Origin of the sequence: Azorhizobium caulinodans ORS 571 (assembly GCF_000010525.1) — a bacterium.
GTDB classification, from domain to species: Bacteria; Pseudomonadota; Alphaproteobacteria; order Rhizobiales; family Xanthobacteraceae; genus Azorhizobium; species Azorhizobium caulinodans.
Map to the genome: position 1 here is coordinate 4729883 of NC_009937.1, position 13671 is coordinate 4743553.

At 69.2% G+C, this 13671-nt stretch carries 11 protein-coding genes; 6 read left to right on the forward strand and 5 right to left on the reverse strand.

Going from position 1 to position 13671, the window contains the following annotated elements; genetic code table 11:
- Nucleotides 1-195 precede the first annotated feature (195 nt).
- Nucleotides 196-1182: an aldo/keto reductase gene (locus AZC_RS21300; RefSeq protein WP_012172673.1), complete on the reverse strand. Its 987-nt coding sequence runs from the start codon at nucleotides 1180-1182 to the stop codon at nucleotides 196-198.
- Nucleotides 1183-1277: 95 nt separating this feature from the next.
- On the opposite strand from AZC_RS21300, the gene AZC_RS21305 reads away from it, so the two are divergent.
- The 5 genes from AZC_RS21305 (at nucleotide 1278) to AZC_RS21325 (ending at nucleotide 6339) form a co-directional block, all read left to right on the forward strand.
- Nucleotides 1278-1895 carry a TetR/AcrR family transcriptional regulator gene (locus tag AZC_RS21305; protein WP_052286032.1) on the forward strand — a complete coding sequence of 206 codons (618 nt, stop codon included), beginning with the start codon at nucleotides 1278-1280 and terminating at the stop codon, nucleotides 1893-1895.
- Nucleotides 1896-2021: 126 nt separating this feature from the next.
- Nucleotides 2022-2444: a nucleoside-diphosphate kinase gene (ndk, locus tag AZC_RS21310; RefSeq protein WP_012172675.1), complete on the forward strand. Its 423-nt coding sequence runs from the start codon at nucleotides 2022-2024 to the stop codon at nucleotides 2442-2444.
- Between the two features lie 162 nt (nucleotides 2445-2606).
- Nucleotides 2607-3305 (forward strand): TerC family protein, encoded by a 699-nt coding sequence (locus AZC_RS21315; protein ID WP_043879691.1) that lies wholly within the window; start codon nucleotides 2607-2609, stop codon nucleotides 3303-3305.
- Nucleotides 3306-3434: 129 nt separating this feature from the next.
- Entirely contained in the window at nucleotides 3435-4175 is a 741-nt protein-coding gene (locus AZC_RS21320; RefSeq protein ID WP_012172677.1) for a TerC family protein, read from the forward strand.
- A 73-nt stretch (nucleotides 4176-4248) separates the two neighbouring features.
- Nucleotides 4249-6339: a molybdopterin-containing oxidoreductase family protein gene (locus AZC_RS21325; RefSeq protein WP_012172678.1), complete on the forward strand. Its 2091-nt coding sequence runs from the start codon at nucleotides 4249-4251 to the stop codon at nucleotides 6337-6339.
- A 3-nt stretch (nucleotides 6340-6342) separates the two neighbouring features.
- On the opposite strand, the gene AZC_RS21330 is transcribed toward AZC_RS21325, so the two are convergent.
- The 4 genes from AZC_RS21330 to AZC_RS21345 form a co-directional block, all read right to left on the reverse strand.
- A complete protein-coding gene (locus tag AZC_RS21330; protein ID WP_012172679.1) occupies nucleotides 6343-7026 on the reverse strand; it encodes a YoaK family protein in 684 nt (227 codons plus the stop codon).
- A 17-nt stretch (nucleotides 7027-7043) separates the two neighbouring features.
- Nucleotides 7044-7700: a phosphoribosylglycinamide formyltransferase gene (gene purN / locus AZC_RS21335; RefSeq protein ID WP_012172680.1), complete on the reverse strand. Its 657-nt coding sequence runs from the start codon at nucleotides 7698-7700 to the stop codon at nucleotides 7044-7046.
- Nucleotides 7697-8767: a phosphoribosylformylglycinamidine cyclo-ligase gene (gene purM, locus AZC_RS21340; RefSeq protein ID WP_012172681.1), complete on the reverse strand. Its 1071-nt coding sequence runs from the start codon at nucleotides 8765-8767 to the stop codon at nucleotides 7697-7699. The genes purN and purM overlap by 4 nt, the downstream gene beginning before the upstream one ends.
- 180 nt (nucleotides 8768-8947) lie before the next feature.
- Nucleotides 8948-9844 (reverse strand): hydrogen peroxide-inducible genes activator, encoded by an 897-nt coding sequence (locus tag AZC_RS21345; RefSeq protein ID WP_012172682.1) that lies wholly within the window; start codon nucleotides 9842-9844, stop codon nucleotides 8948-8950.
- Between the two features lie 304 nt (nucleotides 9845-10148).
- On the opposite strand from AZC_RS21345, the gene AZC_RS24565 reads away from it, so the two are divergent.
- The gene (locus tag AZC_RS24565; protein ID WP_052286033.1) at nucleotides 10149-13622 is read left to right on the forward strand and encodes a hypothetical protein; all 3474 of its coding nucleotides are present in this window, start codon (nucleotides 10149-10151) and stop codon (nucleotides 13620-13622) included.
- Nucleotides 13623-13671 lie beyond the last annotated feature (49 nt).

A 13671-nucleotide genomic window follows, 5' to 3' on the forward strand; every position in this document is an offset into this window, starting at 1 on the left:
GCTGAAGCGCTCCCACCCCGGAACATCGTCATGCGCAGACTTGTCCCGCGCCTTCACGCCCCTTCCACCCGCGCAACGCCTAAAAGCGTGAGCCCGGCCCCACCCCGTGCATGGCCGGGACAAGCCCGGCCGTGACGCGAGACGGAGAGGGAGCGCCTGGGGCCCGCTCGGGGTGGCGCTCCCATGGGCACAGTCTCAGATATTCAGGTTGGCCATCACCGGCTCGGGATAGCGCGTGCCGGCCACCGCCTGGGGCGGGAACAGGGCGTCGAGTTCCGCGACCTCGGCCGGCGAGAGGCGGATCGCCACCGCCGCCGCATTCTCCTGCAGATATTTGATGCGCCGCGTGCCGGGGATCGGGATCACATGGGGCTGTTTGTTGAGGATCCAGGCCAGCGCGATCTGCGCGGACGTCACCTTGCGGGCCGCGGCGAAGGCGGCGAGCGCATCGGTGAGGCGCTTGTTCTGGGCGAAGGCCTCGCCTTGGAAGCGCGGGTTGTGACGGCGGAAGTCATTCTCCGCGAGCGTGTCCGTGCTGGTGATGGCGCCAGTGAGGAAGGCGCGCCCCAGCGGGCTATAGGCCACGAAGCTGATGCCGAGATCCGCGCAGACGCCGAGCATCTCGGCCTCCGCATCGCGGGTCCAGAGCGAATATTCGGTCTGGACGGCGGTGATGGGATGCACGCCATGGGCCCGCTTCAGGGTGGCCACCGAGCATTCCGAGAGGCCGAGGTGGCGCACCTTGCCCTCCTCCACCAGCCGCGCCATGGCGCCCACGGTGTCTTCGATGGGCGTCTTGGGGTCCACGCGGTGCTGGTAATAGAGGTCGATGGTCTCGATGCCGAGGCGCTTCAGGCTCGCCTCGCAGGCCTCGCGCACATAAGCGGGCGAGCCGTTGATGCCGAGGCGCTCGCCATTGGGGCCGCGCACGTTGCCGAACTTGGTGGCGAGCACCACCTTCTCGCGCTTGCCCTTCAGGAACTGGCCGAGGAGGCGCTCATTGTGGCCGACGCCATACATGTCGGCGGTGTCGAAGAAAGTGATGCCGGCGTCCAGCGCGGCTTCGAGGGTGGCGAGCGACTGGGTGTCGTCACTGGCGCCGTAGAATTCGGACATGCCCATGCAGCCGAGGCCGATGGCGGACACGGAAAGGCCAGTGCGACCGAGCGGACGGTGGTCCATGGTTCGCCTCATATGTCGGGATGTGAGAGAAAGGGCGGCGGTCCTGCGCCGCGAAGACGGAACTCAGGTAAACCGGATCGTTTACTTTGTCAAGCATGACGTCGCCCAAGGTTGACCGGCGCGGCACCGCCGCCCGCATCCGCACCGCCGCCCGTGCGCTCTTCCTGGAGCGCGGCTATGGCGCGACCAGCATGGATGCGGTGGCGGCGGCAGCGCCCGTCTCCAAGCGCACGCTCTATCAATATTATCCCGGCAAGGCCGAGCTCTTCGGCGCGGTGATCGCGGAGGTGTGGGGCCGTTTCACGGACGCCCCGCCCCTGCCCGATCCTTCCGCCGCGGCGCCCCGCGCGGTGCTGACCGCCTATGTGGAGCGCCTGCGCGCCCATTGGGATCAACCGGAAGTGATCCCCTTCCTGCGCCTCATCATCGCCGAGGCGCCGCGTTTTCCCGAACTCGCCCCTGCCTATGTGCAGGCCGGCAAGCAGCAGGTGACGGAGAGTCTGGGCGCCTATTTCGAGGTCCTCGCCCGCGCCGGGCATCTGCGCCGGCCCGGCAATCCGGGGCTGGCCGCCGCGCAGTTTCTCGGCATGGTGAAGGAGACCTTGTTCTGGCCCCGCGTCTTCGGCGGCGGCGCGAGCTTTGCCGTGACGGATGTGGTGGAGGCGGCGCTGGACATGATCCTGCTGCCGGAAAAGGGCGACCCGACCGGCTGAAGCTGCGCGTGGGCATGGCACCGGATGCAACCGACTTCCCTTGCCGCAGTCGGCCTTCACTGCTAAGAGGCGCCACCGCGCGTGATCGCGGATCCCTTTCAGCTTCAGAACGACAGGACGATCATCATGGCGATCGAGCGCACTTTCTCGATCATCAAGCCCGACGCGACGCGTCGCAACCTCACCGGCGCGATCAATGCGGTCATCGAGAAGGCTGGCCTTCGCATTGTCGCCCAGAAGCGCATCCAGATGACCAAGGCTCAGGCCGAGGCCTTCTATGCGGTCCACAGCGCCCGCCCCTTCTTCAATGACCTCGTGTCCTTCATGACCTCCGGTCCGGTGGTCGTGCAGGTGCTCGAAGGCGAAGACGCGGTCGCCAAGTATCGCGAAGTGATGGGCGCCACCAACCCGGCCAATGCGGCCGAGGGCACCATCCGCAAGCTCTTTGCCGAGTCCATCGAGGCGAACTCCGCCCATGGTTCGGACAGCGTTGAGAACGCCGGCGTCGAGATCGCCCAGTTCTTCTCGCAGAACGAGATCGTCGGCTGACATCTCTTTCCGGCCCGCGCGGCACCGATCTGGTTCCCGCGCGGGCCGGCCTCTGGCCGCAGGGCCGCCCTGCATGGTTTCGCCTTGAGACCCGCGCGCCCCTGACGTAGGAGGAGCGGGCACCGCCGGACCTTGCCGGCCGCTCAAGGTGAGCCGCTCCCCATGTCCATCTCCTCGCCGGAATTCTGGCTCGCCTTCCTGCAGCTCGTCTGGATCAACGTCCTGTTGTCCGGCGACAATGCGGTGGTCATCGCCATGGCGTGCCGCTCCCTGCCGGAGCGCACCCGCAAGTGGGGCATCGTGCTCGGCTCGGGCGTGGCGGTGGGACTGCGCATCCTCTTCACCGGCATCGTTGCCACCCTGCTGGCCTTGCCCTGGCTGAAGGTGGTCGGGGCCGTTGCGCTCTTCTACATCGCCATCGACCTTGCCCTGCCCGACGACGAAGGAGCCGAGAGCGTCAAGGCCAGCGAGAGTCTGTGGCGGGCGGTCGGCACGGTCGCGCTCGCCGACATCGTCATGAGCCTCGACAATGTGGTCGCCGTCGCCGCCATCGCCAATGGCAATTTCCTGCTGCTGGTGCTGGGCCTTGCCATCTCCATTCCGCTGATCGTCGCCGGCTCCTCGCTGGTGATGGCGATGCTCGACCGCTTCCCTATTCTGGTGTGGGCGGGCGCGGCGCTGCTGGGCTGGATCGCCGGCGAGATGCTGCTGTCGGACGCCGCCGTCATGGACCGCCTCGGCGGGCATGAGGTGACAGAGCATTGGTCGCTCCTGGCGGCCGCAGCCGGCGCCGTATTCGTGGTGGCCACCGCCTGGATCTGGGGGCGGGTGCGAAGTGCGCGGGCCGATACCACGGCCTGATCAGCTACCAGAGTAAGGGCAACGACCCATAAAGACTGAAAACCGGCGCCGGATGGAACGCGGGGGTTGAACGCCTTCCCAAAGGTCATGTAAGGCCCACGCGCGCAACACCCGTCCCAAGGATGCGGAATGGACCTCAGCAACCCCACCTTCTGGCTTTCGCTGCTCCAGATCGTCTGGATCGACCTGCTTCTGTCGGGCGACAATGCGGTGGTCATCGCGCTGGCCTGCCGCTCCCTGCCGCCGAGCCAGCGGCGCTGGGGCATCATCCTCGGCGCCGGCGCCGCGGTCGGGCTGCGCATCATCTTCGCCCTGGCCATCTCCTATCTGCTGGGCGTGCCGTTCCTGAAGATCGCCGGCGCGGTGCTGCTGCTGTGGATCGCCGCCAAGCTCGTGCTGAGCGGCGAGGAAGAGGCCCACGAGGTGGAGGCCTCCGACAGCCTGTGGCGGGCGGTGCGCACCATCGCCATCGCCGATGCGGTCATGAGCCTCGACAATGTGGTGGCCATCGCCGCCGCATCGCGCGGTCATCCCGAGCTCTTCATCTTCGGCCTGCTGCTCACCATTCCGCTGATCGTCGCCGGCTCCCAGCTTGTGCTGGCCCTGCTCCAGCGCCTGCCCATCCTCGTGTGGGCCGGTGCGGCGCTGCTCGGCTTCATCGCCGGCGAGATGCTGGTGAGCGATGTGATCTCTATCGACCTGCTGAAGGGCTTCAACCCGGCCTTCGTGAAGCCGGATCTGGAAGCCCCCGGCGGCATCGGCCCGGCGGCCCTGCCCCATTATGTGGCGGGCGCTCTGGGGGCCGTGGTGGTGGTCGCCATCGGCCTTGTCCTGCGCAAGCGGCCGGCCGCTTCCGAGCACGGGGCCTGATCCACGGGCCGCGCCGCGCGGCATCTCGTCACCCTTCCGGGCTTGCCCTATAAAGTCCGGAAGGAGCCTGTTCATGAACCAGCACGTCTCGGCCCCGGTCATCCGGGCGTCCGCCTGTCCCCACGATTGCCCCTCCACCTGCGCCCTTGAGGTGGAAGTCCTGGACAGGAAGCGGATCGGCCGCGTGCGCGGGGCGAAGGACAACAGCTACACGGCCGGCGTCATCTGCGCGAAGGTCGCGCGCTATGCGGAGCGCACGGACCATCCCGAGCGCCTGATGCACCCGCTGCGTCGGGTCGGCCCCAAGGGCTCCACCCAGTTCGAGCGCATCTCCTGGGACGAGGCCCTGGACCGTGTGGCGGAAGGGCTGCTGAAGGCCGAGCAGGCGCATGGGGCGGAAAGCGTCTGGCCCTATTATTACGCGGGCACCATGGGCCTCGTGATGCGCGACGGCATCAACCGGCTGACCCATGCCAAGAAATATTCCCGCTTCTTCTCCTCCATCTGCGTGAACCCGGCCTGGAGCGGCTACATCGCCGGCACCGGCCGCCTCGGCGGCACCGACCCGCGCGAGATGGGCGTCTCCGACCTCGTCATCATCTGGGGCACCAATGCGGTGGCGACCCAGGTCAATGTGATGACCCATGCGGTGAAGGCCCGGAAGGAGCGCGGCGCGAAGATCGCGGTGGTGGACGTCTATCGCACGCCCACCATGGAGCAGGCGGACATCCCCCTCCTCATCCGCCCCGGCACGGACGGCGCGCTCGCCTGCGCCATCATGCATGTGCTGTTCCGCGACAACCGGGCGGACCGCGCCTATCTCGCTCGCTATGCCAATGACGCGGCCGAGTTCGAAGCCCATCTCGCGACCCGCACGCCGGAATGGGCGAGCGCCATCACCGGCCTGCCGGTGGCGGAGATCGAGGCCTTCGCCAAGCTCGTGGGCGAGACGCCCCGGAGCTTCTTCCGCATCGGCTATGGACTCTCGCGCAGCCGCAATGGCGCGGTGAACATGCACGCGGTGACGTCCATCCCCGTGGTGTCGGGGGCCTGGCAGCATGAGGGCGGCGGCGCCTTCCACTCCAATTCCGGCATCTATCGCACCCGCAAGACCATGATCGAGGGCCTGGATGTGCTGGACGCCAAGGTGCGCCAGCTCGACCAGTCCCGCATCGGTGCCATCCTCACCGGCGATCCGGAGGTGCTGTCCGGCGGCCCGCCGGTCACGGCCATGCTGATCCAGAACACCAACCCAATGAGCGTGGCGCCGGATCAGGAGCGGGTGAAGCAGGGCTTTGCCCGCGACGACCTGTTCGTCGCCGTGCACGAGCAGTTCCTCACCGAGACCGCCCGGCAGGCGGATATCGTGCTGCCGGCCACCATGTTCACCGAGCATGACGATCTCTATCAGGGCGGCGGCCACCAGCATCTGCTGCTCGGCCCCAAGCTCGTGGACCCGCCCGGCGAGTGCCGCAGCAATCATGAGGTGATCGCCGAGATCGCCCGGCGCGTGGGCGCGGAGCATCCCGGCTTTTCCATGAGCCCGCGCGAGCTGATCGACTGGACGCTGAACGCCTCCCAGCGCGGCACGCTGGAGCATCTGGAAGCGGAGCGCTTCATCGACATCCAGCCGGAATTCGAGAGCGCCCACTTCCTCAGCGGCTTCGGCCACAAGGACGGGCGCTATCGCCTGAAGCCCGACTGGACGCGCCCGCCCATCCCCGCCCCCGGCCTGTTCGGCCCGTGGGAACAGATGCCGGAATTCCCGGACCATTGGGCCGTCATCGAGGCGCCCACCGCCGAACACCCGTTCCGGCTCGTGACGGCCCCGGCGCGCAACTTCCTCAACTCCACCTTCAACGAGACGCCCACCTCGGTGAAGCGCGAGGGCGGGCCGACCCTTCTCATCCATCCCGAGGATGCGGCCGCGCGCAGCATCGCCGAGGGCGACACGGTGGAGGTGCGCAACACGCGCGGCACGGTGGCACTGACGGCCAAGCTGTTCGACGGCCTGCGGCGGGGCGTGGTGGTGGCCGAGCAGATCCACCCCAACTTCGCCCATGCGGGCGGACGCGGCATCAACACCCTCACCGGCGCCGACCCCGTCGCCCCGGCGGGCGGCGCGGCCTTCCATGACAACCGGGTGGATGTGGTGAAGGTCTGAGTCTCAGAGCCAGCCGGCCCGGAGCCCGGCCGCGGTGAGCGTCAGCACGGCGAGCACCGCGGCGATGGCTTCCACCAGCCCGAAGCCGCTGACGACCACGGCCCCCAGCGCGACGCCGCAGATGAAGGCGACCCAGGAGAGCGCATAATCCGCGCATTCCCGCGCGCTGGCGCGGCCCAGCAGGGCGCGCACCAGCGACTGCCCGAAGCTGAACAGCGTGCCGGTGACGAAGCTCTTGCCGATATCGGCGCCGTCGACCACCTGATGGGCCGTGTTCTGCATGCCCATGGTGGCGGCGATGAGGAACAATGGCAGCCGGCCCCAGCCCGTGAGCACGAGCGCCAGCGCCGTTGCGAACAGCAGGATTTCGGCCACGAGCACCCAGACCATGCGGTGCCGGGAGACCGTTTCCATGATGAGCGTGCCGAGGGCGGCGCCGCCCACGAAGCACAGCACCACCAGCCCGGCGAGCAGCAGGACGGAGAAATCCCCCTGCGCCAGCGCCGAGCCGAGGCGGGTGGAATTCCCGCTCATGAAGGAAAGGTAGAGCTTGTCCGCCTGGGAGAAGCCGACGGCATCCACATAGCCGGCGACGGCGGTCATGACGACGGCGAACAGAAGGGGATGCCGGCAGGCGGAACGGCTCTTCTCCGCAGCCCCCGCGCCGCTCTCCGCCTGTGTCGCCATCGGCTGCCTGTCCCCGGTCAGACCCGCGGCACCACCAGAACGTCGCGCACCGGGCGCTCGTCGCTGACGATGGTCCGCTCGTTCTCCACCCGCAGCCGGCCGGAGGCCAGAAGGGCGAGGCCCTTGGGATAGATCACATGCTCCTGCTCCAGCACACGGTGGGCAAGCACGTCCGGCGTGTCGTCCGCATGCACGGGCACGGCGGCCTGAAGGATGATCGGCCCCTCGTCCATCTCGGCGCGGACGAAATGCACCGTGCAGCCGTGCAGGCGCACGCCGGTCTCGATGGCGCGGGCATGGGTGTCGAGCCCCTTGAAGCTCGGCAGCAGCGAGGGATGCACGTTGATCATGCGGTCGCGCCAGCGCTCCACCAGCCAGGGCGTGAGCAGCCGCATGAAGCCGGCAAGGCACACGATCTCGATGCCCGCGATGCGCAGGTGCGCGTCGAGCGCGGCGTCGAAGGCGATGCGGTCGGCATAGTCGCGGTGGCTCAGGACCAGCGTCTCGATGCCGTGCTCGCGCGCGAACTCAAGGCCCGCCGCATCCGCCTTGTTCGACAGGACAAGCGAGATTTCAGCGGGAAAATCCGGCGCCTGCGCGGCCTTCACCAGCGCGGCCATGTTGGAGCCGCGCCCGGAAATGAAGACGGCGGTGCGCTTGCGCTGCTGGCTCATGCCGCACCGAGCTGAAGCTGGCCGTCATAGGCCACATGCGCCGCGCCGGTGCCGGGCTCGATGACGCCGAGGCGGGCCACCGTCTCACCGGCGTCCGCGAAGGCGTCCGCCACCTTCTCCGCGTCAGGGGCGGCGACCACCACGGCCATGCCGATGCCGCAGTTGAAGGCGCGCAGCATCTCTTCCGGCGCCACGTTGCCGGTGGCTGCGAGCCAGCGGAACACCGGCGGCACGACCAGATTGGCAAGGTCCACGCGGGCGATGGTGCCGGCGGGCAGCACGCGGGGCAGGTTCTCGGTGATGCCGCCGCCGGTGATGTGGGCGAGCGCCTTGATGGCGCCGGTGTCGCGCAGCACCTTCAGCCCGCTCTTGACATAAAGGCGGGTCGGCTCCAGCAGGGCCGCGCCGAGGCTGCGCTCGGGGGCGAAGGGCGCGGGCGCGTCCCACGCGAGGCCGGAGCGCTCGACGATGCGGCGCACCAGCGAATAGCCGTTGGAGTGCACGCCCGAAGAGGCAAGGCCGAGGATCACGTCGCCCGCCGCCACATCGGGGCGCGGCAGCAGCGCATCGCGCTCCACGGCGCCGACGGAGAAGCCGGCGAGGTCATAATCGCCGTCCTTGTACATGCCGGGCATCTCGGCGGTCTCGCCGCCGATGAGGGCGCAGCCCGATTCCTTGCAGCCGCGCGCCACGCCCGCCACGATCTGCGCGCCCACTTCCGGCGAGAGCCGGCCGGTCGCGAAATAATCAAGGAAGAACAGCGGCTCGGCGCCCTGCACGATGAGGTCGTTCACGCACATGGCCACAAGGTCGATGCCGATGGTGCCGTGCTGCCCGGTCTCGATGGCGATCTTGAGCTTGGTGCCGACGCCGTCGGTGGCGGCCACCAGCAGCGGATCGGAGAAGCCGGCGCGCTTCAGGTCGAAGATGCCGCCGAAGCCGCCGATGTCCGCATCGGCACCGGGACGGCGGGTGGCCTTCACCAGCGGCTTGATGAGATCGACCAGCCGGTTGCCGGCGTCGATATCCACCCCCGCGTCACGATAATTCAGACCGTCCTGCGCCATCTTCGTCCTCGCGCCCGTGGTGGAACCGGTGGCGCCTGTGCCGCCGAGCCCGCGTTCCACTTCCGGCATCCTGCTCCAGGCGGGTCGCGCCTGCGTGATCCAGCGCGCGGCTTAGCCGCGAACCGCGCGCGAGGCAAGGCGCAGCGCCGCACAGGGGGCCTTCGCCTGCCGCGGGCGGGCTCAGGCCGTGGGACGGCAGCCCTCCACCAGCCGGGCGAAGGCAGCGATGTCGCGCACGAAGGGCGAGCTGCGGCGCCAGACCATGCCGATGCTGCGCCGGGGCGCCGGCTCGGGAAAGCGCACGAGGCGCACGCGCGGGATCTGGCCGCCCTCGCAGGCAACGAGCATTTCCGGCAGCAGGGTCACGCCCTGCCCGTTGGCCACCAGTTGCACCAGGGTGGACAGCGAGGTGGCGCCGAACCGGCGCAGGCGGCGCTGATCCATGGCGCCGCAGACCTGAAGCGCCTGATCGCGGAAGCAGTGGCCGTCTTCCAGCAGCAGCAGATCGTCCGGCGCCAGATGGTCTGGCGTCGCAAGATCGCCCTCGGGCAGTTCGGCCCCTTCCGGCAGCGCGAGGAGAAAGGCGTCATCGAACAGCGCCCGCGTCTCCAGTGCCGGATGCTCCACCGGCAGGCTGAGGATGAGCAGGTCGAGGCTGCCGTTGAGGAGTTCGGCGACCAGTTGCTCCGTCTGCGTCTCCCGCAGCGCCAGTTCCACCCGCGGATAAGCCTGCCCCACCGCCGGCAGCAGGCGCGGCAGGAGATAGGGCGCGACGGAGGGAATGACGCCGAGCCGCAGCCGCCCCTCCAGCAGCGAGCCCTGTGCCCGGATGGAGCGCTCCAGATCGGTGAGGCTGGCGAGGATTTCCCGCGCCCGCACCGCCGTCTCCTCGCCCATGGGGGTCAGACGGACGGAGCCGCGCCCGCGCTCCACGAGATCGACGCCGAGGTCAGCCTCCATGTCGCGGATCTGCATGGAGAGCGCCGGCTGGGTGACGGCGCATTCCTCGGCCGCGCGGCCGAAATGGAGGTGACGGGAGAGGGCTTCGAAATAGCGAAGCTGACGGGTGGAGAGCATCCAATAAGTTTATCTTATTCAAATTCGCGCGCAAACTGATTTGTACCGCTCGCGATGGAAGGGCATGTTCCCCAACGAAGGCCGCGCAAGCAGCGCGCCTCATCTACGGTCCCGTCGTGGTCTCCCCCCAGCACGACGGGACCGGTCCGCCGGCTTTGCACCGGCCGGACCATGGGCCGCCCCCGCGGCCCCAGCGCCTCCGGTTTGCGGCCGGAGGCGTTAACCACCGCCAGCCTCACGCCATCTCTCCCCGCGCGGCCAAGCTCAAGGCGCTCTATAAGTCCCTCATACGATGAGGGTAGCCATGTACGCGCGCCGATCCGTCCTTCCCGCCCTGCTGCTCGCGGCCACCAGCCTGCTGTCCCCGGCCCACCTTCAAGCCCAGAGCCCGGCGCCCGCCGCGCAGGCGCAGGCGGTCCAGCCGGCCTGGCCCCGGATCTACCGCTGGGACGACACGACGCTGAGGCTCTACGCGCCGCAGGTGGTCCACCGCCGCGACGGCGCCGTCCGCGCCCGCGCCGCCTTCGCCCTCACCATCAAGGACGGCACAACCCATTACGGCCGTGTCGCTTTCTACGCCCGCACGCGCACCGATTATGCGACCGGCACGCTGCGCCTCAGGGATCTTGCGGTGGAGCGGGTGGAGTTTCCCGCCGCCCCGCGCCGGGCGGACGATCTCGCCATTCAGCTGACGCTCCAGCTCTCTGGCCAGCACATCACCCTGCCGCTCGCGCTCGTGCAGGCAGAGCTCGATGCCGCCGCCCATCCGCCGGAGCGGCTGCCGGGCGTGACCGCACCGCCCGCCATCATCTTCACCGACCGCCTGACGACGCTCGTCTCCATCGCCGGAGCGCCGGTGCTACGCCCGGTGCCCGGCGCCGATGGCTTCCAGCGCGTCATCAACACGCCGGCCCTGATCCTTCAGGATGTGGCGGGCACCCTCCATCTGCGCGCCGCGGGCACGTGGTTCGAGGGCACCAGCCTCACCGGCCCGTGGACCCCCGCCCCGGAAGTGCCGCCGGATGTGAGCACGGCCGCGGCGGCCGCCGAGGCGGTGCAGCCCGCAGATCCGCTGCTGCCGCCCAACGGGCAGCCCCTGTCGCCGCCGCCCGCGCTACTCGTCGCCACCACCCCCACCGACGTGATCCAGACCGACGGTCCCGCCAGATGGGAGGCGGTCGCGGGCACGGCGTTGCAGACCATCGGGAACGCCGATCAGGCGGTGTTCCTCTCGCCGGATACCGAGACCTATTACGTGCTGCTCGCCGGCCGCTGGTTCGCCGCCCCCGCCCTCTCCGGCCCTTGGCGCGGCATTGCCGGAACCGCCCTGCCCCGCGCGTTCGCCCACATCGCGCCGACGGACCCCAAGGCCAACGTGCTCATCAGCGTGCCCGGCACGCCGCAGGCGCGCGAGGCCGCCATTGCCGCCTCGATCCCGCAGGTGGCGGAAGTGCCGCGCAGCACCACCGCCACGGTCGCGTATGACGGGGCGCCGCAGTTCGCGTCCATACCCGGCACGGGCCTCAGCTATGCGGTGAACAGCCCCGAGCCGGTGATCCGGACGGGCACGGGCGCCAGCTATCTGCTCTCGAAGGGCGTGTGGTTCGCCGCCCCGGCGCCGTCCGGGCCGTGGACGGTGGCGGACGCGGTTCCGCCGGCCATCTATGCCATCCCGCCGGCCTCGCCCGTCCATTACGTGACCGGCGTGCGCATCTATGGCGCCCGCGACGGCGCGGTGAGCGTCGGCTACACCCCGGCCTATATGGGTGTCGGGCTCGGGAGCGGCGACACGGTGGTCTATGGATCGGGTGTCGCCTCCCCCGGCTATGTGGGCACGCGCTGGACGCCCGCGCCTTCCACCTATGGGGTCGGAGCGGGCTTTTCGCTCGGGACATCGGGCTTCGGCTACGGCTTCTCGCCGGGCTGGTCGTGGGGCGCCGGGGCCGGCCCGCACTGGGGTCCCTATGCGGGCGCAACACCCTACGGCCGCGGCTGGGGCTTCGCCAATGCGGCGGGGGCGGACATCTACGGCCGCTGGGGCGGCGGGGTTTCGGTCGGCGCCGGCTGGGGCGGAAGCGCGGGCACGGGCGTCTGGTCGCACGGCGCCTGGGGCGGTTTCGGCGCGGGTGGCGCAGGCGGCGGCTTTGCCACCGGATTCGGCGCAGGGTTCGGTGCGGGCGGCTTCAGCGCCTACGGCGGCCACTACATGTCGAACACGTACAACTCCCACGTGACGACCAACGCCACGACCATCAACAACCAGACCATCAACAACACCACGAATACGAACACCTCGAACACGACGACCAACAGCACTTCGACGACCACGGGCGGGGCCTCGGGCAGCACGAACGCCGGTGGCTCGTCCGGGAGCACGACCGGTTCGTCCAGTTCGTCCGCGTCCGGTTCCTCATCGGGATCGGACGGGAAGGACAACACATCCGGCCATGACGATCACGGGCATGGCCGGACCGGCCGCGACGGCAAGGACGGGCGCGACGGGCGCGACGGCCGCCATGAGGGTCGCGACCGCGACGGGCATCAGGACAGGGACGGCACGGGCGCGGGGTCTTCCGGTTCGTCGGGAACGTCAAACGGATCGGGATCGTCGGGGTCTTCCAATTCATCCGGATCATCGAACTCCGGCGGAGCCTCGGGCGCGTCCGGCTCCTCGGGCTCTTCGGGGTCATCCGGTTCTTCCGGCCCTTCGTCGAATTCGTCTTCGGGATCGGGCAACAGCCCGGACTCCGGGCATGATGATCACGGAGGCGGGAAGGACGGCCGGGACGGCGATGGAAAGGGCGGGCATCAAGGCGGTGGAGACAACCCCGCAGACCATGTGAACGGCACCACCATGCCCGATCAGAACAAGGACAGCCGGAGCGGCGGCGACAGCAGCGCCGATCGCGTCAACGGCACGACAATGCCCGATCAGGGCAAGGACAGCCGAGGCGGCGGCGATAACAGTGCCGATCGCGTCAACGGCACCACAATGCCTGACCAGAACAAGGACAGCCGGAGCGGTGGCGACAGCAGTGCCGACCGCGTCAACGGCACGACAATGCCCGATCAGGACAAGGACAGCCGAGGCGGCGCCAACAGCAGTGCCGATCGCGTCAACGGCACCACCATGCCCGATCAGAACAAGGACAGCCGGAGCGGTGGCAACAACAGCGCCGACCGCATCAACGGCACGACAATGCCCGATCAGGACAAGGACAGCCGGAGCGGCGGCAACAGCAGTGCCGACCGCGTCAACGGCACCACCATGCCCGATCAGGGCAAGGACAGCCGGAGCGGCGGCGACAACAGCGCCGACCGCGTCAACGGCACCACCATGCCCGATCAGGGCAAGGACAGCCGGAGCGGGGACGCTGACAAGGCGTCGAACAGCAGCGGCGTCACCACCCATCCCGACAGCACGGGCGGCAAGGCGGACAAGGACAGGAAAGGGGCCGGCGGCACGGGCGGCAATCCCGCTGATGATCGGATAAACGGCACCAAGCGGGACGACGACGCCTCGAAGGACCGTCCGCATGCGACGGACGATGCCCAGCGCGGCGATCACGATCGCGGCGGGGACCACCGGGACGGTGAGCACCGCACCGACGGCGATCATCACGAGGGAGACCATAAGGACGGCGAGCACCGGGATGGCGATCACAAGGATGGAGATCACCACGAGGGCGACCACAAGGACGGCGACCACCACAAGCATCGCTCCGGCGGGCATCACCGGAGCGGCCACCACAGCGGCGGCCATCACGGGCGGCGCTGACACTTCAGCCGGTCTGCCTGCCGCTTGGAGCAATCCTCCGAAGGCATGG